General features: G+C 53.6%; 17 protein-coding genes. All 17 read right to left on the reverse strand.

Features of this window, described 5'->3' with window-relative positions; genetic code table 11:
- Positions 1 to 384 precede the first annotated feature (384 nt).
- Positions 385 to 1,119 (reverse strand): alpha/beta fold hydrolase, encoded by a 735-nt coding sequence (locus Q0482_RS05050; protein WP_299144203.1) that lies wholly within the window; start codon positions 1,117 to 1,119, stop codon positions 385 to 387.
- Positions 1,100 to 2,014: a lysophospholipid acyltransferase family protein gene (locus Q0482_RS05055; RefSeq protein ID WP_299144206.1), complete on the reverse strand. Its 915-nt coding sequence runs from the start codon at positions 2,012 to 2,014 to the stop codon at positions 1,100 to 1,102. Before Q0482_RS05055 ends, Q0482_RS05050 begins: the two co-directional genes overlap by 20 nt.
- A gap of 82 nt (positions 2,015 to 2,096) precedes the next feature.
- The gene (lpxD, locus tag Q0482_RS05060) at positions 2,097 to 3,119 is read right to left on the reverse strand and encodes a UDP-3-O-(3-hydroxymyristoyl)glucosamine N-acyltransferase (RefSeq protein WP_299144209.1); all 1,023 of its coding nucleotides are present in this window, start codon (positions 3,117 to 3,119) and stop codon (positions 2,097 to 2,099) included.
- A gap of 6 nt (positions 3,120 to 3,125) precedes the next feature.
- Complete coding sequence (locus Q0482_RS05065; protein WP_299144211.1) at positions 3,126 to 3,584, reverse strand: OmpH family outer membrane protein; 459 nt, start codon at positions 3,582 to 3,584, stop codon at positions 3,126 to 3,128.
- A 14-nt stretch (positions 3,585 to 3,598) separates the two neighbouring features.
- The gene (locus tag Q0482_RS05070) at positions 3,599 to 4,555 is read right to left on the reverse strand and encodes a hypothetical protein (protein ID WP_299144214.1); all 957 of its coding nucleotides are present in this window, start codon (positions 4,553 to 4,555) and stop codon (positions 3,599 to 3,601) included.
- A 10-nt stretch (positions 4,556 to 4,565) separates the two neighbouring features.
- Positions 4,566 to 5,081 carry an OmpH family outer membrane protein gene (locus tag Q0482_RS05075; RefSeq protein WP_291058045.1) on the reverse strand — a complete coding sequence of 172 codons (516 nt, stop codon included), beginning with the start codon at positions 5,079 to 5,081 and terminating at the stop codon, positions 4,566 to 4,568.
- A 16-nt stretch (positions 5,082 to 5,097) separates the two neighbouring features.
- Complete coding sequence (locus Q0482_RS05080; RefSeq protein ID WP_299144217.1) at positions 5,098 to 6,381, reverse strand: Tat pathway signal sequence; 1,284 nt, start codon at positions 6,379 to 6,381, stop codon at positions 5,098 to 5,100.
- Between the two features lie 32 nt (positions 6,382 to 6,413).
- Positions 6,414 to 8,426 carry a BamA/TamA family outer membrane protein gene (locus Q0482_RS05085; protein ID WP_299144220.1) on the reverse strand — a complete coding sequence of 671 codons (2,013 nt, stop codon included), beginning with the start codon at positions 8,424 to 8,426 and terminating at the stop codon, positions 6,414 to 6,416.
- Between the two features lie 60 nt (positions 8,427 to 8,486).
- Positions 8,487 to 9,047 carry a hypothetical protein gene (locus Q0482_RS05090; RefSeq protein WP_299144223.1) on the reverse strand — a complete coding sequence of 187 codons (561 nt, stop codon included), beginning with the start codon at positions 9,045 to 9,047 and terminating at the stop codon, positions 8,487 to 8,489.
- Positions 9,048 to 9,200: 153 nt separating this feature from the next.
- A complete protein-coding gene (locus Q0482_RS05095; protein WP_299144224.1) occupies positions 9,201 to 9,818 on the reverse strand; it encodes a sigma-70 family RNA polymerase sigma factor in 618 nt (205 codons plus the stop codon).
- A 9-nt stretch (positions 9,819 to 9,827) separates the two neighbouring features.
- Positions 9,828 to 14,222, reverse strand: coding sequence for a translocation/assembly module TamB domain-containing protein (locus Q0482_RS05100; protein ID WP_299144225.1), 4,395 nt, complete (start codon positions 14,220 to 14,222; stop codon positions 9,828 to 9,830).
- A 1,355-nt stretch (positions 14,223 to 15,577) separates the two neighbouring features.
- Positions 15,578 to 17,164: a TolC family protein gene (locus tag Q0482_RS05105; protein WP_299144226.1), complete on the reverse strand. Its 1,587-nt coding sequence runs from the start codon at positions 17,162 to 17,164 to the stop codon at positions 15,578 to 15,580.
- Positions 17,165 to 17,191: 27 nt separating this feature from the next.
- Positions 17,192 to 18,349 carry an MlaD family protein gene (locus Q0482_RS05110; protein ID WP_299144227.1) on the reverse strand — a complete coding sequence of 386 codons (1,158 nt, stop codon included), beginning with the start codon at positions 18,347 to 18,349 and terminating at the stop codon, positions 17,192 to 17,194.
- Positions 18,346 to 19,107 (reverse strand): ABC transporter ATP-binding protein, encoded by a 762-nt coding sequence (locus tag Q0482_RS05115; protein ID WP_299144228.1) that lies wholly within the window; start codon positions 19,105 to 19,107, stop codon positions 18,346 to 18,348. Before Q0482_RS05115 ends, Q0482_RS05110 begins: the two co-directional genes overlap by 4 nt.
- 8 nt (positions 19,108 to 19,115) lie before the next feature.
- Positions 19,116 to 19,877 carry an ABC transporter permease gene (locus Q0482_RS05120; protein WP_291056078.1) on the reverse strand — a complete coding sequence of 254 codons (762 nt, stop codon included), beginning with the start codon at positions 19,875 to 19,877 and terminating at the stop codon, positions 19,116 to 19,118.
- Positions 19,878 to 19,898: 21 nt separating this feature from the next.
- Positions 19,899 to 21,878 carry a SpoIVB peptidase S55 domain-containing protein gene (locus Q0482_RS05125; RefSeq protein WP_299144229.1) on the reverse strand — a complete coding sequence of 660 codons (1,980 nt, stop codon included), beginning with the start codon at positions 21,876 to 21,878 and terminating at the stop codon, positions 19,899 to 19,901.
- Positions 21,879 to 21,895: 17 nt separating this feature from the next.
- Positions 21,896 to 22,186 (reverse strand): hypothetical protein, encoded by a 291-nt coding sequence (locus Q0482_RS05130; protein ID WP_299144230.1) that lies wholly within the window; start codon positions 22,184 to 22,186, stop codon positions 21,896 to 21,898.
- Positions 22,187 to 22,435 lie beyond the last annotated feature (249 nt).

Below are 22,435 nucleotides of genomic sequence, written 5' to 3' on the forward strand. Positions count from 1 at the left end.
AAGTAAGGCGCCTAGCCTGCCCATAAGGGCGCTTTCCTTTTGTCGCCCGACCGAATTTAGCGGGGAAAAGGTGGTGGCGCCGCCACCAAAGGGGGAACGCTTTTCCCACGCGCCACAGGCGCGGTTGTATGGTTTTATACAAACTGGCGCCCCCTCTTTTTGAAGGGCGCCCACAACCTGCCGCCGCAGGCGACCCCCGATCCTCGATCCCGATCTTCGATCCCAGCCGCTCCGCGGCTGTACGCCCACCAAGGCCGATAGCCGATAGCCGGCACTAGTACACTAGCCAACTAGTACACCAGCACACCAGCTCACTAACCACTATACAGGTTTTATCATAAGAAGCGCCTTCTATGATTCAAAAGGCAGCCATACCGATAGCCGTCAGCCGTCTATCCCTTCCATCCATTTCATGGCGTCATCCATCATATTGGTGGTGACAAAGTGGTCCTGGCGGGGATAGGTGATTCTGGTTCCTTTTCCTCCCGCCTTTTCCAGTGCCTCCGCAAAGTGAGCCTGGGCTCTGGGGTCTACGGAGCTGTCAATTTCTCCATTGGTCATGAAGATGGGTATGTTTTTCAGTGCCTCCAAATGGTTTATGGGCGATTTATTTTCGATTTCATCGTAGAGGGGCCAGTTTCTTTCCATGTACATGCCGAAGCGGGCCTGGAGGAAGAGATGGGTCATGAGCCAGTCGCCGGAGCCGTTCAGGGATACGATGCCCCTGATTTTTTCCGGGTGGATGGTGCCTATGCCCAGGACGGAAAGACCGCCCATGGAGTGGCCCATAAGGAAGGGCTTCTCTTTGTAGTCGCGTCCGATTCTTTCCTGGAGGAGGGGAAATTCTTCCATGTTGTGAAGGATGGTTTCCCAGAAGATGCTGTAGTCTTCAAAGCGGTAGTAGTCGGAAAGGGCGCCCCGCTCTCCGTGGGAAGCGGCTTCGGGAATGTAGACGGTGTATCCGTTCATGGCAAGGATGCCTGCCTTGGTGATCTGGTATTCAGAGCGGCTGCTCCAGCCGTGGTAGAGGATGATCGGGTTTCCTGTGTCACGGATGGGATGGACCACCAGCACAGGCACGTGGGCACAGTGGATTTTTTCAATGTTGAGCTGGTTCATATTTCTTTCCTTTCAGCTCCGGATAGAAATAGTCTGTCCATTTCCAGCGGTTGTGGAGCCAGAACCATTCTTCCGGGTACTTCCGTATCCATTCTTCCAGCCGCACATTCACCTTGTCGGTAATATTTTTGATGGCTTCTTTCTTCTTGAGGCCCTCATCGGCGGTAATGGGCTCGCCGATAATGATTTCATAGTGCCAGGGAGCGGTTTCATGGATGAAGGCGGTCATGACCGGAAGGCCTGTCAGAAGGGCGAAATGGGCAGGGCCTGTTGGCGACAGGGTTTCCTGTCCCAGGAAGGGGGAAAGGATGCCTGTATCGCCGGGGTCCTGGTCGCAGAGGAGGCCTACGAAGTAGCCCTGCTTGAGCCTTCTAAGCATGTCCCTTACCCCTGTTTTGTACTCCACCTTCTGCCCGGGCAGGGAGCGGTATTCGCAGAGGAAGCGGTCAAAATCCTTGTTTTTCTGCTGCATGGCCACCGATAAAAGGGGATAGCCGTATAACGCAAGGGCTGCCCCTTCCACTTCCCAGTTGCCGCAGTGGGTGGCGGCCAGAATGCAGCCTTTTCCTTCTTCCTTCAGTGCGTCCAGCTTTTCTTTGCCCCGGATGGTGACATAGTCTTTGATATTGTCCTTATTCAAAAGGGGAAAACGGAACATGGAAATCCCCAGGGGGCCGAAGCGGAGGGAGGAGGCTCTGGCAATCCGTTCCGCTTCCTTCCTGTCTTTGGTGACACCGGCGCGGAGGATATTTTCCACCGCCAGCTTTTTCCTTTTCGGAGGGACGAAGGTCCAGAAGAAACGGCCCAGTCCCCTTCCCATGGCATCGGCGCCAGAGGGGGAAAGGCGGCAGGCCGCCCAGCCCAGTATTTTCAGTAATCTGTATGTTGCACCCATAAGCAAAACCTCGAAATATTGAAAAGAAAAGGTACAAGGCCTGTCCCTGCCTTGTACCCCTCCCGTGAATCAGGAAATGTTCTTACTTCTTTTCCGCTTCCTTCAGTTTCTTTTCCAGAAGACGGACTTTTTTCATCAGTTCCGGAAGGTGGGAAATCATGACTTCCACCCTTCCCCACTGGGCATGGGTACGGGCCGGATAGCCCATGTACACGCCCGGTTCCTTGATATTGCCGATGACGCCTGTCTTACCGCCAAGGACTACATTGTCTGCAATCTTCACATGGCCGTTGATGCCGGTCTGTCCTGCCAGGATGCAGTGGTTTCCGATGGTGGTGGAACCTGCAATGCCGGTCTGGGCAATGATGAAGCAGTCTTCCCCTACCTGCACGTTATGGCCCAGGTGGACCAGGTTGTCGATTTTGGTGCCTCTGGCTACGACCGTATCATTCAAAGCACCATTATCTACAGCGGTGCCGGCCCCCAGTTCGCAGTCGTCCCCGATGACCGCTTTCCCCAGCTGGCGGATGTGATGATGGTGGCCTTTTTCGTCAGTGGAGAAGCCAAAGCCCTGTCCTCCTACTACCGCATGGGCACGGAGAACCACCCGGTCTCCCAATACCGTATTTTCATGGATCACGCAGCCCGGATTGATCTCGCAGTTTTTACCGATCACCGCATTCCGTCCTACGTAGGTGTAGGGGAAAATCACGGTGCCGTCGCCGATGCGGGCTCCTTCGTCGATAACGGCGTAGGGCATGATGCATACGTCTTTCCCGATTTCCGCTTTATCGCTGACGATGGCGGTGGGATGGATGCCGGGAGTGTATCGGCTTTCCGGATGGAAGAGATCCACCAGTTCGCCGAAGGAACGGCGGCAGTCCGGTACTACGATGAGATTTTTCGTATAATGGGCGGGCAGCTCATCCACCAGGATAACGCCGGCCTTCATTTCTTCGATATGTTCTGCGTAAAGTCCGCGGGCAAAGGTAATATGGGACGGGCCTGCACTTTCGGCACTCATCACATCATTAATGACTACCGTGCTGTCCCCATAAAGTTTTCCGCCTACGATCTGTGCCAATTCACCTGCTGTTTTCTGCATATGACCTCACTTGGACTGGGAAGATGCGGCTTTGGAAGCGCCGCCGTCGATTTTAGCCAGTACTTCATCTGTAATATCAATGGCACCGGTTGGGACTGCCATTTTGTTCATCACGATTCCGATGTTCTTTTCCTTGGCAATGACTCCTGCCTGGGACTGGATCATGGATTCGATCTGTTTCTGCTTGCTCTGGATGAAAATCATCCGTTCCTGCTGGGCGGACTGCACTTTTTTCTGCATGTCCTCATCAGAAAGGCCCTTCTTGGAGTCTTCTGCCAGGCGATCGCTGATTTCCTTGTCCTTATCGGTAATTTCCTGCTGGATAGCCTTGATTTTCGGAGAAGAATCCTCCAGTTTCTGGTAGTCTACCACAGCCACCTTATGTTCACTGCCGCAGCCGGTGATGACGGCGGCAAAAGCTATCATTCCAACGCAGGCCAGTTTTTTCCACGAAGCCTTGTTCATTCTATTCCTCCTGCTTATTTCTGTATATTCACAATGCGGCCTGCCAGATCGCCGGTCACATCATCTGCACTGATATTGGCTTTGTACTTGGAGAAAATCATGTCCAGGTTCTTTTCGGAAGCCAGTCTTGCCGCTTCCTGCTCGATATCTTCCATGATTTCCTTCTTCACCTCGGCCATCTGTTTCTGCTTGCTGTCAATGCGGGCCTGCCAGTCATTATCCCAGGCCTCATGACTTTCGGCAAAGTCATTTTCCACCTGGGCCATGTCAGCCTGCCCCTCTTCTTCCAGCCGGCTTCTTATTTCTTCTGCCGTGCTGTTTGAATAGGCTTCCAGTTCAGACTGCGCCTTTTCTTTGGCTTCTTTCATCTGCTTCATTTCCTCTTCCGTCCAGCCCGCCATATTTCCTTTTTCCCGGGAGGTGCGAAGATCCATGAGTTTATGGAGCTCGGACTTCACCTGCTCCTTTTCATCGCCGGTGACGCCCAGAACGGTGAGCTTCATCTGAAGATTGGCCATTTCCGCCCTTTCTTCGGGAGTCAGGGTTTCCAGGGTCATGGAGCCGTTGGCAGCGTGGTGTTTCTTTTCAATGTCCTGGTACAGGTTCTGGAGGCCCTGGTTGAGTTCATCTTCCCTGGCCTTCACCTTTGTCTTCAGTTCATCCTCTGCTGCCACGCGTCTGGCGGTGTCTGCCAGAGCCGCATTGATTTTCTGCTGCTTTGAGGAAGCATCGATGAGCTTGTTCCGCTCTGTCTGGTACTGCGAAAGCAGGTGGTTGTATTCAGTTTCCAGTTTGAAATATTCGCTGTACTTCGGATGGGCCTTTACCAAAGTTTCCAGGTCCGCCACGCCGTACCGGTTCACCGGCGCAGGGGGCGTTTCCTCCTTCTTTGTGCCGCACCCGGCGGTGAGGAAGGAAAAGGCGATCATCACGGAAGCGGCAGCAGCCAGAAGCGGCTTCACTCCCATCATGGTTCCTCCGTTACTTGCTCTCAGAAGCAGCGGAAGACTGGGATGCGGATACGGACTTATTCAGTGCATCGGACACTTCTTTGGTAATGTCGGTGCCGCCGTAAATGACAGCGGATTTATCCACCACCAGGGAAAGTCCCTTCTTGGAAGCCACGGACTTCACGGCGCCGGTAACCTGGTCTTCCATGTCCTTTTCAATGGCAGTCCGTTTCTGGTTGAACTGCTGCTGCATATCGTTGAACAGCTTTTCCTTGTCTGCGTCGGACATGCCCTGGGATTTGGCATCGAAGTCCTTCTGCATTTCATCGGCTGTTTCCTTCATTTTCTGCTGGTAGTTCAGTGCCAGCTGTCCATTGGAGGAAATCACCTGCCGCTGGTCCACCACGCCGATGTCGGAGGTAGGAGCCGCATTGGCTGTATCACCCATGGATACCACAGCCATCACTGCCACGGAGGCAATAAATACGCCTGCCAGGGCAAAGGAAAAAATCTTTACATTCTTCTTGTTTCCAAGAGTTGTCATCATAATGAAATCCACTCCTTTATAAATTGGCAATGAGTCTCAGCCATTTGCCATCCTCATCATTATACACGTATTCCAGCGTAATGTAATTATGAATTTTATAGGAAAATCCAAATTCATTTTCCCTTTCCTTGAAATCCCGGTCATAGCGGAGAGCAAATTTGTCTCCCAGGGGAATCTGGGTAATGAAATGATTGGAGTTTTCAACGAAATTGTATTTATAGCCCAGGTTCATGAAAGAGCCGAACTGGTGGGAAAAGCCGCCGAACACATCCCAGTCCATGGGGCCGGGGTAGAGACGGGCCTCGCCGAAGACGGTACTCCTCTTTCCTATATAATGGCCCAGCATACCTTCCACTGACGTATTCCTGTCGCCGTCCCGGCCTGCATCCAGCCACACTTCCGTGCGGATGACCCAGTGATCGGTGAGGGCATTCACCCTGAGTTCCATATTTTCGGCAGAAACAAGGGTGGTGTCGGTGGCAATGCCGTATTTCTCAATGAAGGAATCCTTCTTCAGGATTTCATTCATATTGGAGGCTATCTCCCCGCTGTGGCGGGTAACGAAGGATACCGGCAGCCCCTGCAGGCGGGAGAGAGCCGTTTCCGTTTCTTCCGCCGCCCGGAGCATGAGAAGCCGGGGCACCGTGGTCTTTTCAAAGGTGAGCCTGCTGGAACGGACAATCTTCCCCTGGGGAATGAGATAAATCTTTACCTTCGTGTTTTCACCGGACTCCACTTCGAAATTGGCCTGGAATTCCGGCAGTATCTGGGAAAGAAGGTCCCGTCCGGCGGACTGGGATACACTTTCCGCCCAGCCTACGGAATCCACCGGAAGGCCGATAAGAAGGTTTTCCATGAGTCGGGGCACGTCTGCCGTATCCTCTGCCACATAGCGGGCCGCTTCCGGCGTAAGCCCGCCGTAGTCGATCACCGTGTCCACGGATCGGATGATTTTTCCTACCGGCTGGAGGGTCACATGGATGGCCGTATCCCTGCCGTAGTTCACGGAAAGATCGGACACCATATAACCGATGACCACCCGGTTGATAATATCCGCCAGCACCTTGTTATAGGCATCACTGTTCAGGGAAAAGAGGCTTTCCTCCTTCCCCACAAGGACACGGCTGCCGATGGAGGAAATACTGGAAACCACCCGCTTTTCCACCGCTGGCGGCAGGTCTCCTCCCACCGCATCAAGAGATACATTCACCTTTTCGATAGGCGCCGCCTCTGCGGGGGCAGAAAAGAGAAAAGAAGAAACGAGCAGAAGAAATCCTGCCCGCATCATCTTTTTTGTCATTAAGGAAGAAAACATGATTCTCCCTCCATGAATCAGAACTGGGTACCGAAGCTGAAGTGGAACTTATTCTGGTCGCCGTGGCCGTAGTCAAGACGGATCGGTCCGATAGGCGTCTGGAGACGGAGGCCTACACCGACGGACCAGTTCAGGGAATCATCATCATCGTACCAGGGAATCTTGCCGTCATCAATGCCCCAGGTGCTGCCTGCATCGGTGAAGAGGACGCCCTGTACCTTCTTGGCAATGGGGAAACGGTATTCCAGTGTGCCGGCATACATCTTCTTGCCTTTGAACTGGTCATCTTCATAGCCGCGCAGCGTATTGGAACCGCCCAGATTGAAGAGGTTGCCGTAGGAAACGTCGCCGTCAATGTAGCCGCCCATGAGACGGAGGGCCAGGATGTGGCCGCTGCCAAGATTCTTGTAGAAACGGCCTTCGGCGGTGAACTTGTAGAAATCATAGTCGCCGCCCAGACCATGGCCGCCCCACTGGGCTGCAATGGAGAGCCTGCGGCCCTTGCTGGCATTGAAGTAGTTGTCGCGGTTATCGAATACATGGGTGAAGGTAAAGCTGTTGGTGGTACCGAAGTTGTCGAAAATAGCCTTGTGCCATGCATCCATCATATCCTGGGCGGAGTCATAGCCATGAGACTTGTAGTCGTTAAACTTATCATAGGCCGCGCCCTGCCATTCGAATCCATCGTGGTCGTCATAGGATTCCTTGGAGGATTCGAAATTGAAGTAGTTGGTGCGGTATTCATCGGACACGTGGCCCCATGTAAGGTTCCAGCCCTTTCTTCTCTTATCGTATTCGGCGATTTCATGGCCCTTGGCATCATAGTCATCGTATTCGTAGATACGGTTGAAAATGGAGCCGCCCAGGGAGTCGCCGTTGTCGTTAATCCAGGGATGGGTGTAGGAAATGGTGTAGTTCTTGCCGTCCCCTGCGCCGCCGAATTCCCAGTGGAAGTTCACCTTGTCGCCGGTGCCGCGGAAGTTGGTGTCACCCAGTTCCACGATACCTACAGTGCCGTCGGAGTCGGAGTAGCCGGCGCCTACGGTGACGATACCGGTCTTCTGTTCAATCACATCGATTTCAATAATAACATTATGTTCATTTTCCTTGCCCGGCAGCAGCTTCATGTTTACATCTTCGAAGTAGCCCAGGTTGTAGAGCCTTTCCATGCTGCGGCTGGCCAGGAATTTATTGAAGGGCTTGCCCTTCTTCAGTTTCAGTTCCCGGGTAATGACCTTGTCCTTTGTCTTTTCATTGCCTACGATGACGATATCTTCCACCACCCCTTCGGAAATATCCACATGGAGGGTGCCGTCAGCGGACACATTGACGGAAGGAATGGAAACGAGCATGTAGCCCTGTTTCAGATAGAGATTTTCGATTTCCTTCAGCTTCTGGTTCACCAGTACAAAGTTCAGTACGCTGTCCTGGGGAATGTTCATGACGGATTTCAGGTAATCGCTGGTGAAAATGGTATTACCGGTGAAGGTGACATCATGGACGACAGGGTTGGCAGCCAGCTGGTAGGTAATGCCCACCCCTTCCGGCACGGCGTTAAAGGCCGGGGTAATCTGGGAGAATACGCCGGTGGAACCAAGGGAGGCCACATCGTTACGGATGCCCTCTTCCGTTACCTGGGTACCGGGCTTGCTCTGTACCAGAGGAGAAAGCTTTGTTTTGACTTCTTCCGGAATGCCGGAGAAATCCACAGAAGTAATGGTCTTTCCGACCTGGGCTTCAATGGCTTCATCGTCCGCTTTGGAAAGATAAAGGGAAGCATCCCCTACGGCCACGGTCTGCTGGGACTGCTGCACCGCTACGGAAGCTTCAGCCTTATCCTTTGCCGTTTCATCGGTAATCTGTCCGGAAGCACCGGTCTGCTGGCCGGTCTTAACATTAATCATGGCACTCTGGGTCATACCGCCCTGGGCAGCTGCCATGTCCGGAGAATCTGCAAAGGCAGTCATGCCGGAAAGGGACAGCAGCACTGCGGAAAGGAGCACTGCTTTTCTGCTTTTAGATGTAATCATACATTCCTCCTCATTAGTTATAGAGTAGTCAGAATTTTCCTGTTTTTTATAAGTAAGAAGCTAGGCCTGGCCCCTGAGAGCCCTGCCTGCTTCTCCCACAACACTTTGAATCTCCCTGTCTGACAGGGGCGGTGCCGGCTTGGGTGCCGGTGCGCTCTGCACGGAAGGCGCAGGCTTTGTTTCCACTGCCGCCGGTGGTGTATACTCCGGCGCCGGTGCAGGCTCTGCCATTTGTTCCGGCTGAGCCGCTGCCTCCGACAGGCTCTTATCCTCGCCTGCAGCAGATACTTTCATGTCCTCTGCTCCTCCTTCGGGAGCCCTTTCCTTTTCGTGAATCACAATCTGTACCGGCCTCTCCGGCTCTTCTGCAGAAGGGTTCAGCATATTCCAGAAGGCATTCATGCCCAGGAACAGGGTAAAGGCCGCCCCCATGGCGCCGGCCCTGAGGAGCCAGCGGCGAAGGGCAGAATTTTTATGCGTTTCATTGAGGCGCTGCATTTCAGCCTGCGCCATGATGAGATTGATTTCCCCTGTTATTTCTTTGTGGCTGCTGTAGGAATGCTCTGCTTTTTCAAGCCACTTCCGTACAGCCTGCACCCGTTTGACTTTATCTCCTGACATAATACCTCCCTGTCAGGGAAACGAATATCCTGCCATTTCCCTTTCATCTTATAATCAGCAATGGAGAAGTATACATGAACATCAGTAAATAATAAGAAATCAGATAATATCGTCAAAATGCTTGACTAATCTTTTATTTTCACCTATATTACACTATTTCCTGTCGTGAATCAATTTGGAAAGCATGCCCCGAAGGCGCCGTATGCCCCGCTTTTCCAGGCGGTACACGTAGGCGGTGCTCACATCCATGGCATCCGCCGTCTCCGCAGCGGTCTGCTCGTTGAGATACACCCGCCGGATCACGTCCTGCTCCCTCACCGGAAGCCGGGACACCGCATGGCTGACTGCCACATGAAGGACGCTTTTGTCTGCTGACTCAAAGGCCGTATCGGGAATGGCTTCGGAGAGGAAAACTTTTTCCTCCTCCCCGTCTTCCAGAAGCACTTCCTCCCCGTTTTTCCGGAGGAAATCCACCATGCGCCCCCGCACCCGGTGGAGGGCATAGAGGGAAAAGGCCACCCCCAGGGAGGGCTGGAACCGTTCCACCGACTCCATGAGACCTACCGTCCCTTCCTGGATAAGATCAAGGGTCACCGCTTCCTGAAGGCCGTATTTCATGGCCTCCCGGAAAACCAGGGGCTGGTAGTGCTCGATAATGGACTGCCTGGCCTCCAGAAGGCCTTCCTCCTTATACTGTTTCCACAACTTTTCTTCCTCTTCCCTTGTGAGCCTTGTCAAAGTGGAAAGGAAAGCTTTATATTCTTCCAGCATCTATATCACCTAGAATTTGAAACTCCAGTCTGTACCTACATAACTGTCATGGTTACTATTATACCACGAAGAAAGGCCTGCCCGCGAGTTCAAATCATAATGGGCGCCGATACTCTTTTCCGTATTATTCATGCCCATGGTGGCGGTAAGCATGAAATCATTGAAAATGTACTTGCCGATTTTAATGTAGTAGTAGTTATCATTGTTGTCGGCTGCATTGTCATAGTAATCGGTGAGGCTGGAGGTAATGGAAATCATATCCAGGCCGATCTTGTCCTGGAAAAAATCCTGGATACCGTTGCCGAAGAGCATGGTGAGACCTGCGTTGAAGAGGGCCCCTTCCATGGCGCCGGAGCTGTCCTTCTCGTTAGGATTCTGGTGAAGGGTGAGCAGCATGAGGATCTGGGAATCATTCAGCGCCGGCTCGCTGTGGAATGTGGTCTTCATATTCCCCGGCGGTCCTTCCAGTTCAGCCGTAATACCGTAATGGCCTACCCTGGTGAAAGCTTTGGCATGGATATCGGGCAGGAGGTTCCCCTGCTCGCCGCCCCAGATGGCGCTGGCATCCCCCATTTTGAATTCGGTGGTATTGATTTTCACGGTGCCCTTTTCCACATTCACCCTGCCGTTTACGAAGGGCGAAGACAGAGGACCCATGATGGAAATATTTCCTTTCACCATCATGTCATAAAGGGCGCTGTTGTAAAGGCGCACATTGTTACCGATGGTTACATCGATTTTAGTGAGCAGATCCAGGGACGTTCCTCCCGAATCCCCCAGAAGGGAGAACGGAATATCCACCAGGGCATTTTCCGCCTTCAATGTACCTGTGATACCCGGTTTGCCGAATCTTTCAATTTCCCTGACCTGGAAATCGCCGTCCAGAGCGCCGGAGTAGTAGGTGGAATCAATAGAGGGTGTATGGATATGGAGTTCCCCCTTATAGTCTCCGATCTTCATATGGTCCCAGGAAACGTCGCCGTTCACCGTGAGGCCGCCGCCGCCGAAGACAGCGCTCCCTTCCAGATGGGAGTTCCTTCCGGAGAAGGAAAGATTCATATTGATGGGCGAAATGGCCTCATTCATGGTCATAAGGGAAAGGGACCCGTCTTTTATGGTAATGCCTCCCAGAAGAAGGGGATCATCATAGCTTCCCGCCACGTTCACATGGCCGTGGATAGGGCCGCTGGCCGCGGTGACAGGCTTGAAGAAAATGGCCAGCATATTCATATCCGCTTCGTCCAGGTTGATATCCAGGTTCATGGGCACCGCCTTGTCCGTGGTGCTTCCGGTAAACAGGTTGCCCGGAAGGGTGCCCTTCACGCTGGCCCGGTACTGTCCCCGGGACACCAGGCCGTTCTGTACGGTGACCACATTATTGGCGGCATTGGCCATAAGGGACATGCTGTCAAAGGTGATGTCGCCGTACCTTGGATGGTCGATGCCTACGGAAATATCCGCCACCGGCGCATTTTTACTGCCCGAAAGGATGACCGCCGCCGTCAGATTTCCGCCAAGGGACATATCCTTTTTCCCCAGGACTCCCGGAATCCAGGAAATATCCATGTCCCGGGCAGCGGCTTCAATATACAGATCCCCTGCGCTGTTCATGGAACCCTTGGCTGCCAGCACGCCGGAGCCGACGGGAATATAGAACTGACGGATGGAAAGAGCCTTATTCATGTAGGAGAAGTCAATCTTCCCTTCCCCAAGGACTGCGCTTCCCAGGTGGCCGCCCAGCAGGTGGGCCTTGAAATCCACATTCGGCGAATCGGTGGTACCGCTGATGCGCATGCTGCCTTCCACTTCGCCGTCCACACCTTCCACGTCCCGGTCAAAGAACTTCATAATGTCTCTGATATTCCACCGGTCAAATTTAAGGAAGCCGTCCATGGAGCCGGAATGGGTATTATAGCTTCCCTTCCAGGTGAAGGTACCCTGTTTCTGTTTGAAACTTCCTTCATCCAGGGACACCGTGCCATTCCTGTAATGGATGGCGGTGGACACATTTTTAATGGTATTGCCGGCAATGGTAATCTGTCTCGTGGAGGCGGTGCCGTCAAATACAGGATCATCTACAGTGCCCTTCACATGGCCCAGAAGGGAAAGGCTGCCTTCCATATTTCTTCCGGGAAGAAGCCTTTCTATCCGGATATCGGTGAGGCTGGTGTCAAGATCCAGTTCCTTTCCATGAATCCGTCCCTTCACCAGAGCGGTGCCGTCGTAAATGTAGCCCAGGCAGTTATCCAGCACCACATCCGTGCCGTCATAGCTGTACTTTCCGGAAATACTCTGGAAAAGCTCGCCCATGACAGAGCCGCTCCAGGCATGGAAATCGCCGGAAACGGAAGGCGCATCCACAGAACCGGTGAGATGAAGGGTATTGGAAACCCAGCCTGTGACAGGATAGTCAAGGCCTGCCAGGGAAAGAAGGTTTTCAATCCTTGTCTGATCCGTCTTTACAGTCAGGTCCATTTCATGGGGTGCACTGATGCCTACGGTGCCGCTGACAGTGTGATTTCCTGCAGGGCCCTCCATGGAAATGGAAGAAATGGAAGCCATGCCTCCTGCCAGGGACACATGGCCGAAGGCTTTGTCAAAGGCCGCATTCTTCACGTGGCCGTCAAGGGCGGTGAAATCAACCGTTCCTTCCGGAGCATCCACGGTGCCGGTCACATGGGCCTTAATAGACACCTTCCCGCCCATGTCCATGCCGGTGAAGCGGCTGAAGGCCGAAGCCTCCACGTTCGCTGCGTCCACATTGAAATTCATGCCGTTTTCGCTGTATGTGCCGTTTCCTGTGAAGAAACCGTCAGCCCCTGCACCGGAAGCATAGGGAACAGTAATGACGCCGTCCCTTTCGCTGGCGGAGAAAGAAAGACTGTCAAAGGAAATATTATCGTAGGAAAGGGAATTGCCATAGGCGGTGACGTTCCAGTTCTGTCCGTCATAGCTGCCAAAGCCTGCCAAATGGGAGGCTGCCATGTTTTCATAGGAAAGGTTCTCCCCTTCAAAGGAAGCGGAGGCCCGGGAAATAGAAGGGGTGCCTCCTTCATAGCGGCCTTCCGCCTGCACATAGCCGCTCACCGTGCCGGAAGCCGGTGTCTCCACCGGAAGGCCGTCAAGACTGATGTGATCCATAAGGAGGCTGAGGGAAAAGTCGCCGCCCGAAAGGTCATAGGAACCCCGACCCTCCAGCCGGCCTCCATCCTTTTCCGCCTCCAGGCGGGAGAGGGAAAGGCGGTTATTATTGAAGGAAAAGGCAAGGGACGCCTTGTCTATGCCGTAATTTTCATAGGAGAGATGCTCACCGGTCAAAGTACCGGAGGCGGAGGGATTATCAATGGTACCGGAAAAATCCACATTCCCCTCCACTGTGCCGGAAGCACCGTAATCGGGAAGGATCTTTTCGATTTCCACCTTGTGAAGGTACACATTCCCTTCAAAAACAGGTTCATCCGCCGCTGTATCTACAGAAAGAGCACCGGTCAGCTTCTGCCCGTTCACCCTGCCGGACACGTCGGAAAGGCTGATCCTTCCGTTTTCTATATTAAAAAAAGCCGCTCCGTCAGCTAAAACATAATTATCATAGCTGAGAGCAGCATGGTTAAAAGAACCGGTCACCCGGTAGGCAACGGCGCCGTCACTTTTCCAGATTTTGGCTTCCGTTACCTTACCTGTACCGTCTTCCAGCTTTAATTGATTCTGAAGCTGCGGGAATGCACTGAGCAGGGGCTGCAGGGATTTCAATGAAACAGGGTCGGTGCTTACATTGATTTCCAAGTGGCTGCTGTCCTTATAGTCAAGGGAACTCTTAAAGGCACTGTCCATGAAAACACCCTTAAGACCTCCGGTAATACGGGAATTTTCATCAAAGGCAAAGGTGCCGTTAAGAGAAGTGAGGTCAAACTCACCGGCTGCCGTGGTACCCACCTTCGCTTCACCGTTGGAAATGATGATTTTGCCGGTGAAAGTACCGCTGTCGGAAGTATCCGAAGGCTTCAGGATGGTGGTCACATTCCAGGTGCCGTCTTCCTTCTGGGCAAGAGAAAGGACAGGGTCCTCCACCGTCACATCCTTCACCACAGTGGCCACGCCGGCGCCGTTGATGAGGTAGTTATAGAGAGACGACAAAGTCCAGCCTACAGTCAAAGAGGGCGTAGAAAGCACGTCCACCCCGTTCTCGTCCTTCAGCTCCAGCTTCGTGAAAGCCAGATTCAGGTCAGGATCCAGGTCAATGGACTCCCAGGAAAGGGTGCCGTTCACCCTGGCTCCCAGCTGCTCTTTCAGCACCGGTTCCAGGTTCTGTACAATTATCGGTCGGATCAGGAGGTAAATGGCGCAGAGCAGCACGAAAATAAATGCTGCAATCCCATTCAGCCACCATTTGATTTTACTGTTCAAAGTCATCTCTCCAATGTTTATGATGATAAAGGTTCAAAGGGGTCTCCCCACTTTTTATTGTCCCCCCGCTTGCGGGGTGGCAAGGTGGTGCCGCAGGCACCAAAGGGGGGCGGGCCTGAAGAGCCCGCGGGTTGTGTAAAAGGGTTCAGAGGGGAAGGTTCTTAAGATTGATGGGCCCTCCGGGCCCAAGGGTTCTTAGGTCTGACAGCAGCTCCGCTGCTGAGGGTTGTGGATTGCCGCCTTTGGCGGCAATGAGTATAAAGTCAGCGTTACGGGATGAGCTTCCTGCCGCATAAAAGACGCTGAGCATTCTGCTGAATTGGCCACCTCCGGTGGCCACCCCCTATCCGGCTGCGCCGGACTTCCCCCTATTCAGGGGGCAGAATAGGCCTCTCTATGCTTTGCCACGGAGTCATGTGGCACATTGGTAAGCGTCCATAGTGCCCCCGCTTGCGCCCCCCACTCCTATTGTCCCCCCGCTTGCGGGTGGGAAGGTGGTGCGTTAGCACCAAAGGGGGCGGGCCTGAAGGGCCCGCGGGTTGTGTAAAAGGGTTGTGAGGGGAAGGTTCTTAAGATTGATGGGCCCTCCGGGCCCAAGGGTTCTTAGGTCTGACAGCAGCTCCGCTGCTGAGGGTTGTGGATTGCCGCCTTTGGCGGCAATGAGTATAAAGTCAGCGTTACGGGATTTGCATTAGTGCCACTATGGCTCCCCGTCATTTCGAGCGGAGGTACTAGGGAAGCACTGATGAATTCATAGAGAAATCTCCCTGCAGAATGCTGCCTTTCGGGGGGCTGTTCGGCATAGAGTATCATTTCTCTGCTTAACCTCGTACACCCCTGCGCCACTCCGTGGCCCTCTTCCCCTCAAGGGGACGCAAGACGTTACGGGAATGCCTTCCTGCTACTTAATTCTTGCTAAGCATTACGGTGAATTGGCCACCTCCGGTGGCCTTCCCCCCTTTGGTGCCTTACGGCACCACCTTTCCCCCGCTGTGCGGGGGCACAACAACCCGTGCTTTGCTTAGAGCTACTTATGAAATTACAGCCTGGCGGAGCTTTGTTCTGCCACCGCTTGCGGGGGAAGTCCCGCGGAGCGGGCAAGGGGGAACGCTTTTCCCACGCGCCACAGGCGCGGTTGGCCTGTTTTCCCTCGCCTGCCAGGGCGGTTGTAAAGGTTTTATACAAACTGGCGCCCCCTCTTTTTGAAGGGCGCCCACCACCTGCCGCCGCAGGCGGCCCCCGATCCTCGATCCCGATCTTCGATCCCAGCCGCTTCGCGGCTGTACGCCCACCAAGGCCGATAGCTGATAGCCGACAGCCGATAGCAGCCCACTAGCCCACCAGCTCACTATCCCCTATTTCCCCGCCTGGTTCAGAGGGGATGCGAATTCCGGGTGAATGACCGCCGGGATGCCCATGGCGTGTTCCAGGGTGGCCAGGCTGATGTTGTAGTTATAGAGGGCGGTGATGTAGTTGGTGCGGGCTGTGTTGAGCTGCAGTTCTGCATCCAGTACATCCAGGTTGATGCCTACGCCGCTGCTGTAGCGGACGGTGGCGATTTTGTATGCTTCTTCTGCCTGGGCTACAGCCGCTTCGGTGGCGCGGATCTGTTCTTTGTAGGAAAGGACGTTAAGGTAGTCCTGCCGTACTTCCAGTTCCACCGATTCCCTGGCCTGGAGGAGCTGTTCCTGGGCTACTTTCAGTGCAGCATTCGCCTTCTTAACAGCTGCCTGGGTAGAGCCGCCATCCCAGAGATTCCAGCTAAGGCCGCCAACCAAACTCCAATCATCTTTATCAATACTTCCCAAGCTGGATCCTTTCCAGTTATAACCGGCACCAACGCTTAATGTAGGAGCATAACCTGCTTTTGCAACACGAAGTGCAGCCTGCGCAACACGAACTTTGTAGTCAGACTGAATCAGTTCCCAGCGGTATTTCTCCGCCATGGCAATGGCCTGATCCATGGTAATGTCAAAGGCCGGTTCCGGGAAATCCTTATCCAGGGGATTCAGCTTTGTATTCATTGGGATGCGCATGATGTTGTTCAGGTTGGCTTCTGCAATATCCCTTGCATTGTCAGCGGCAATCTTGCTCTGCTTTGCATTGGCCAGGGAGGTGCTGGAGGTGAGGACATCCAGTTTGGCCACAATGCCTGCATCGAACTGCTGCTGTACATTATTCAGATGGCTGGCGTAATCGTTGACGGACATGGCCTGCACATCTGCCAGTTTGATATTTTCCAGATAGGTGTAGTAGGCCTTTACGGCAGAAAGCTTGGTATCCGCTTCTGTTTTATAGTAAGTCAGGTCAGCAATATTTTTCTGGTATCGCGCCTCATTAATAGCGCCTTCCAGTTTGCCAAACGTCCATACTGGCCAAGTCATATTAAGCCCCTGCTGATAGGACCTATTAGCACTGATAGAATTTCCTGTCGCATATGTATAAATTGGAGTAATCGGAATAGTAGTCCCATTAGATCCTTTTACGTTAACCTTCTCCGTACCTACTCCACTTCCAGGCACTGCTGTTTTTTGGGTTTTAGCCTGTGTCCCCTGCCAGCTGTATTTCACAGACGGGTTCTTGGCCGCTGCGGCTGCGCTGACATCCGCTTCTGCTTCCTTCCGCTGGAGGTCCGCAATGGTGATGTCACGGTTGTTCTGGATGGCGGTGGAAACGGCGCCCCGAAGGTCGATGTCCAGGGAGGAGGCTTCCGGCGCTGCTGCGTTGGTTAATGCGTCACCCAGATTTTTAGTCATGAGCATGTTGTTGAAGTTCACTGTCTTGTCAGGGCTTGCCTGTTTCATCTGGGCATCCAGGGCCTTCTGGGTAATGGATGGATCAGTGGTGGTGCGGGTGGGTTCACCCTTTGCTTCCGCTCCCACCCCGAAGGTGAGTGCCATGACGACGGAAGCTGCCAAAATACGGTAGGTATATTTATTCATATATTTCATCCCTTCTAATCAGATGTGTTAATAGTTGTAGCCAAGGCCGATATATTCACCGCCGCCCCTGTTGCTGTGGGGGAAGATGGACTGTCCGGTGAGGAAGAAATGGTCATCCAGCGCATAGCTCCCGCGCACCCGCATGGTCAGATCATCGGGGTTGAAGAGGTCTGCTGAGAACTTCCACCGGTTTTTCTCGTAATCCACACCGGCACCCAGTTTGTTTCTGATAATGCCTGCATGATAGCCGTATATCCCTCTCGTCCTACCAAATACGGCGTCATATACAGGATCATTGGTCAGCGACTCAATCCCCAGGAGTCCATAGGTACCTTTGCCTATGCGGAAAAACAGATTCGGCGAAAAATCATCCTTTGTTGTATTATATAACAATTCGCCTGAAACAGATACATTAAAATCGGTCTGTCCATTCATTATACCATTAATTTTCCCTGAAATCTCTTTTGCATTGCCTGAAATTTCCTTTGCATTTTCAGAAGCCACTGCCAGATTGTCCATAATCCGGCGGGCATCATTCACTGCCTTGCCGTCGCCGTTCAGCTGGTAGAGCATGGAATTGATCTGGGAGGTAATGCCTTCGATTTCATTGGCGGTCTGGATGCCCTGGGCCGTAAGGATGGCCAGATTCTGGGAAACGGCGTCGAAGTTGCTGATGCTGTTCTTCACATTTTTCTGGGCCGCCGGATCCGCCACCACCGTATTAATGCCGTCAAGCATGGTCTGGGCGGAATTGATGAGCTTGTCCATTTTGTCCATGGCCTGGTCGATGCCCGGAGCTGCCTTACCCTGGACGGTCATGCCGTCGGAAAGGTATCCCCTGTCCTGATGGCCGCCGGAGGCTTTGATGAAACGTCCCCCCATGACGGAGGAGGTCTGGATGGAGAAATCCGCATCCCTTGGCACCTGGGCGTCTTTATAGAAACGGAGCCGCACCACCGCTTCCCCGTTTTCCACGGAAATCTTATCTACCATGCCCACTTCCACGCCGGCGTAGTGGATGGGATTTCCCGGTTCGATGCCTTCCGCTTCTTTGAAATAGCCGGTGACATGAAATCCGCTTTTCCCGAAAATCACCGTATTTCCCAGCTCAATCACAATGGCTGCAAAAAGTATAATGCCCAGCAGGGAAAAAGCCCCTACCTTTGCTTCTGTGGACCATTTCAAGGCATGTCACCTTCTTTCAAAAAATCAGGGTCCGACGGCAGTCCTTCCATGAACTGCCTCACCCTTTCGTCTTTCGACGCCTTTAATTCCTCCGGCCTGCCTATGGCCAGGAAGGAACCTTTATAAAGAAATGCCATCCTGTCGGCAATCATTTCCGCCGACTTTAAATCGTGGGTCACCACCACGCTGGTGGCATGCAGGGCTTTCTGGGTGTGCTTGATAAGGAGGCTGATGTCCGTAGACCGGATGGGGTCCAGCCCCGCCGTAGGTTCATCGTAAAGGATGATTTTCGGCTCCAGTGCAATGGCCCTGGCCAGGCTCACCCTTTTCTTCATGCCGCCGGAAAGGCTTGAGGGCATGAGGTTTTCTATGCCGTCCAGTCCCACCAGGTGAAGCTTTTCCTTCACAATGCGGTCGATTTCCTCCTCGGGAAGCTTCGTATGCATGCGGAGGCCGAAGGCCACATTTTCCTTCACGTTCATGGAGTCGAAGAGGGCGGAGTACTGGAACACGAAACCCATATTTCTTCTGGCCTTGTTCAGTTCCTCTTCACTGAGACGGCCCATGTCCTTCCCGTCCACCAGGACTTCTCCCGATGTGGGCTTCAGAAGGCCGATAATCAGCTTAAGCAGTGTGGATTTGCCTGAGCCCGAAGCGCCGAGGATTACCATGGTCTCTCCGTCTTTCACCGTCAGGCTCACGTCTTTTAATATCTGCCTGGACCCGAAGGTCTGGTACACATGTCTGATGGAAATCATAGGGCCTCTCAAAATAGAATGGACGAAAGAATATAATTGGCTGCAAAGAGCATGATAATGGAGTACACCACGGACTGGGTAGTGGCCTTGCCGACCCCTTCCGCACCGGCGGTGCAGGTCATGCCCCGGTCGCAGCCCACCAGGGCCACGATCATACCGAAGATGACAGACTTGAATACGCCGATGTAGAGATCCGAAGGCACGCAGTACACGTGGATGGAATGCATGAATACGTAGGACGACACCCCATGGGACAGGGATGCCACCATCATGCCGCCGCCTACGCCGATGGCCACGCCGAAGACGTCAAGAATGGGCAGCATGCACATGCAGGCAATGAGCCTTGGCACCACCAGATACCCCACAGGGCTCACTGCCATGCAGCGGAGGGCGTCAATCTGCTCGGTGACCCGCATGGTACCGATTTCCGCCGTAATGGCAGCGCCCACCCGGCCTGCCAGCACCACGCCGCAGAGCACCGGGCCCAGTTCGCGGCCGATGCCGATGGCCACAATGGCGCCTACCGTAAAATCAGCGCCGTACTTGGTCAGCTCCCCTGCAATCTGCACGGAAAGCACCATGCCTGTGAATAAAAGGGTGAGTGCCACAATGGGAAAAGACAGGACCCCCAGAGAAAGGCACTGCCGGCAGGTTTCCTTCCCGCGGATGGCAGATATTTCCTTCACCGCCGCCAGAAGAAGCAGTACCACCGCTCCCAGCTGGTGAAATATGGACAGGGTCTGCCGGCCCAGTGATTCCAGAAATCCCATATGTCCCTCCTTTCCCTGTGATTATAAATGGGTGAGGAAATGACTCATCCGGAAATAGGAAGCATTCGATTTCTTATCATCAGGCTTCTGCCCCTCTTCCTTCTTCGGCTCCTCTTTCCCAGCCTTTTTATCGTTTCCGGAAATGGAATCCTTTCCTTCATTCTTCATATCCGCAATCATCTTCTGCTTCGATCTGGCAAGCTTCTTAAGGGCCTCATCCCGGTCCTCCGGCGCCATGACCTGGAAGGTGAACTGTCCGTCGCCGTAAACCACGTAATCCGTGTCCACGCTGCTCTTGGGACTGTCTTCATCCTTCTCCCCTTCCGCGCCGTCCTTATTCTTTCCCTTCAGATAGTCCGGATTTTTGGAAGGCCTTTTATCCTGGATTTCCGTCTTGCTTCCGCTGTCATCGTCTTTGGAAATCATGCTCACGTTGGGATCCAGGATTTCCACGACCACCTGGTTATTCTTATCTTCCTTCTCCAGCTTGTCGAAAAGGTCGTTGAAATCTTTATAAGTGCGGATGCGCTCCAAGATTTCATCGGTCAGATTGTACTTCTGCTGCTGGATCAGGTAAGGAAGAGGCACCACGCCGCCGCCCCGGACTTCCAGAATCATGGGACCCAGGGGCTGGTTTTTCGGCACCGTGAAAGCCAGGTCCTTGTAGAAAACCTCGCCCCGGTAGGGAGCCAGCCTTGCCCTTACGTAAATGGTATCTCCCGGAGAAACGACGGTGGGCGAAGCGGAAGCGTCCAGCAGCTGGGCAGTCTTCCTCTCCTTCGTCACCTTCATGTCCACGGAAATATCCCGAAGAGTGTAGGGTTCGAACCGGTTCTGCTCCAGAATGCGGATGACATTGTACATTTCATCCACGCTCCGCTCCGACACATCCTTGGAAGACCAGTACATGTTGGACCGGGTAAAGGGCTTCTTCTTCAGATCCTTCGGGAACAGGGTGTAGGAAAGAGACACCGTCCCCTCGCCGTTCCTGTCCAGGGTGTTGCTGATATTGTTATAAACGGAGGTCACCGACAGCATGGGCAGCATGCGCTCATTCTGCACCATGCGCACATTGAGATCCCCCGTCCTTCCCGTATCCTCATCAAGCACGGAGGAATGGAGACGCACGGACTCCGGCACCTTTCCCGAAAGTCCGCCGATACCGGAGCCCCGGTCCTCGTTCACCGTCCCGATTTCCGCACCTACACTGCCCAGCTTAAAGGGAATGTTATGGCTGGGAACCACGGTGAAAATATAGGAATTATGCATGAAATAGGAAGAACTGCCCTTATCCAGGAAAGGATGGCCGAAAGCCACCATATGGTCCCCGTCCACATAGGTCACCGTTCCCACGGCACCCAGCTTCAGATCCCCTGTCACCAGAGTAGCAGACACCGCGCCCCCGGCCTCCAGAGGCCTGGGCGTCCCGTCGGCGCCGGCAGAAGCGGCGGAATAGGGCACCATATTGAAATCCTTCATCTTATCCGTCAGGAATTCCATGGCCGAAGGCGTATAGCCCGATGCCATAAGGGGCGTAGCCAGCGGAATAAGACCACTGTCCGATTTCCTGTTTCCTTCATCCTTACTCGTATCCACCGTCCAGAGACGGAGCATATCGGAAATAGGAGTCACCATGCCGATACGGCCGTCGGACTGGGGAAAACCATAGGCAATGGCGCCAAGCAGCTTGCCGTCAATATATACGGGACTGCCGCTCATGCCCTGGGCGATACCGCCGGACGCATCAATGACCGGGCCCGACACCTTCACCAGCACCAGATCCCCGCCTGTGGCCCCTTTATTCTTCATGATACCCAGCACATCCACATCAAAAGTGTCGATTTTCGTGCCGTGCACCACCGTTTTCGCATACCCATGCATGCCTTCCTTCACATCGGAAAGAGGAAGAAACTCCTCCGCTGCCGCCGGCAGGACGCATCCCAGCGCCAGGCACACCGAAAGGGCCAGCCTTTTTATTTTCTTGCTTGCAATCGCATGCATCAGAAGCTCCTTATCCATTAATTGGTTTCAATGACAGCCACCGCATCCTGCTTTGCAATCTGCTGTCCCTTCACAACCAGTACCTTCTTCACCACACCGTCCGCATCAGCCCGGGCCGCCGGCACAGGACCAACCAGAGAATCCACCGTAGCCAGCACCTGCCCCTCCTTCACCGGAGTATTCACATCCACCACAGAAGTCACAGTGCCCGAAAGCACCGCATTCTGGGCAAGTTCTGCCGCCTCAGCGGGCACACCTATCATCAAAGCAGCCGCCGCTGCCAGACCGGCTTTTTTCCACGTTTCCATAACTATCCCTCATTTCTTCCTGTAATCGGGTATTATCAGTTTTATTGTACCACGGACAATGAATTATTTCTTTAAATTATTTTTAGGGAAAAGGTTCTTAAGATTGATGGGCCCAGGGCCCCACTCTTATTGTCCCCCCGCTTGCGGGGTGGCAAGGGAACACGATTCGTAGGGGAGCGTTAGCGACCTGAGAATCGTGTGACACGCTTCACACCGTGGCGAAGGTGGTGCCGCAGGCACCAAAGGGGG

Source organism: uncultured Dialister sp. (assembly GCF_937959425.1).
GTDB lineage: Bacteria > Bacillota > Negativicutes > Veillonellales > Dialisteraceae > Dialister.

Excerpts from the sequence above, each read along its gene's own strand:
- Q0482_RS05050 (WP_299144203.1), bottom strand. The coding sequence starts at position 1,119 with ATGAACCAGCTCAACATTGAAAAAATCCACTGTGCCCACGTGCCTGTG.
- Q0482_RS05055 (WP_299144206.1), bottom strand. The coding sequence starts at position 2,014 with ATGGGTGCAACATACAGATTACTGAAAATACTGGGCTGGGCGGCCTGC.
- lpxD (WP_299144209.1), bottom strand. The coding sequence starts at position 3,119 with ATGCAGAAAACAGCAGGTGAATTGGCACAGATCGTAGGCGGAAAACTT.
- Q0482_RS05065 (WP_299144211.1), bottom strand. The coding sequence starts at position 3,584 with ATGAACAAGGCTTCGTGGAAAAAACTGGCCTGCGTTGGAATGATAGCT.
- Q0482_RS05070 (WP_299144214.1), bottom strand. The coding sequence starts at position 4,555 with ATGATGGGAGTGAAGCCGCTTCTGGCTGCTGCCGCTTCCGTGATGATC.
- Q0482_RS05075 (WP_291058045.1), bottom strand. The coding sequence starts at position 5,081 with ATGATGACAACTCTTGGAAACAAGAAGAATGTAAAGATTTTTTCCTTT.
- Q0482_RS05080 (WP_299144217.1), bottom strand. The coding sequence starts at position 6,381 with ATGACAAAAAAGATGATGCGGGCAGGATTTCTTCTGCTCGTTTCTTCT.
- Q0482_RS05085 (WP_299144220.1), bottom strand. The coding sequence starts at position 8,426 with ATGATTACATCTAAAAGCAGAAAAGCAGTGCTCCTTTCCGCAGTGCTG.
- Q0482_RS05090 (WP_299144223.1), bottom strand. The coding sequence starts at position 9,047 with ATGTCAGGAGATAAAGTCAAACGGGTGCAGGCTGTACGGAAGTGGCTT.
- Q0482_RS05095 (WP_299144224.1), bottom strand. The coding sequence starts at position 9,818 with ATGCTGGAAGAATATAAAGCTTTCCTTTCCACTTTGACAAGGCTCACA.
- Q0482_RS05105 (WP_299144226.1), bottom strand. The coding sequence starts at position 17,164 with ATGAATAAATATACCTACCGTATTTTGGCAGCTTCCGTCGTCATGGCA.
- Q0482_RS05115 (WP_299144228.1), bottom strand. The coding sequence starts at position 19,107 with ATGATTTCCATCAGACATGTGTACCAGACCTTCGGGTCCAGGCAGATA.
- Q0482_RS05120 (WP_291056078.1), bottom strand. The coding sequence starts at position 19,877 with ATGGGATTTCTGGAATCACTGGGCCGGCAGACCCTGTCCATATTTCAC.
- Q0482_RS05125 (WP_299144229.1), bottom strand. The coding sequence starts at position 21,878 with ATGCATGCGATTGCAAGCAAGAAAATAAAAAGGCTGGCCCTTTCGGTG.
- Q0482_RS05130 (WP_299144230.1), bottom strand. The coding sequence starts at position 22,186 with ATGGAAACGTGGAAAAAAGCCGGTCTGGCAGCGGCGGCTGCTTTGATG.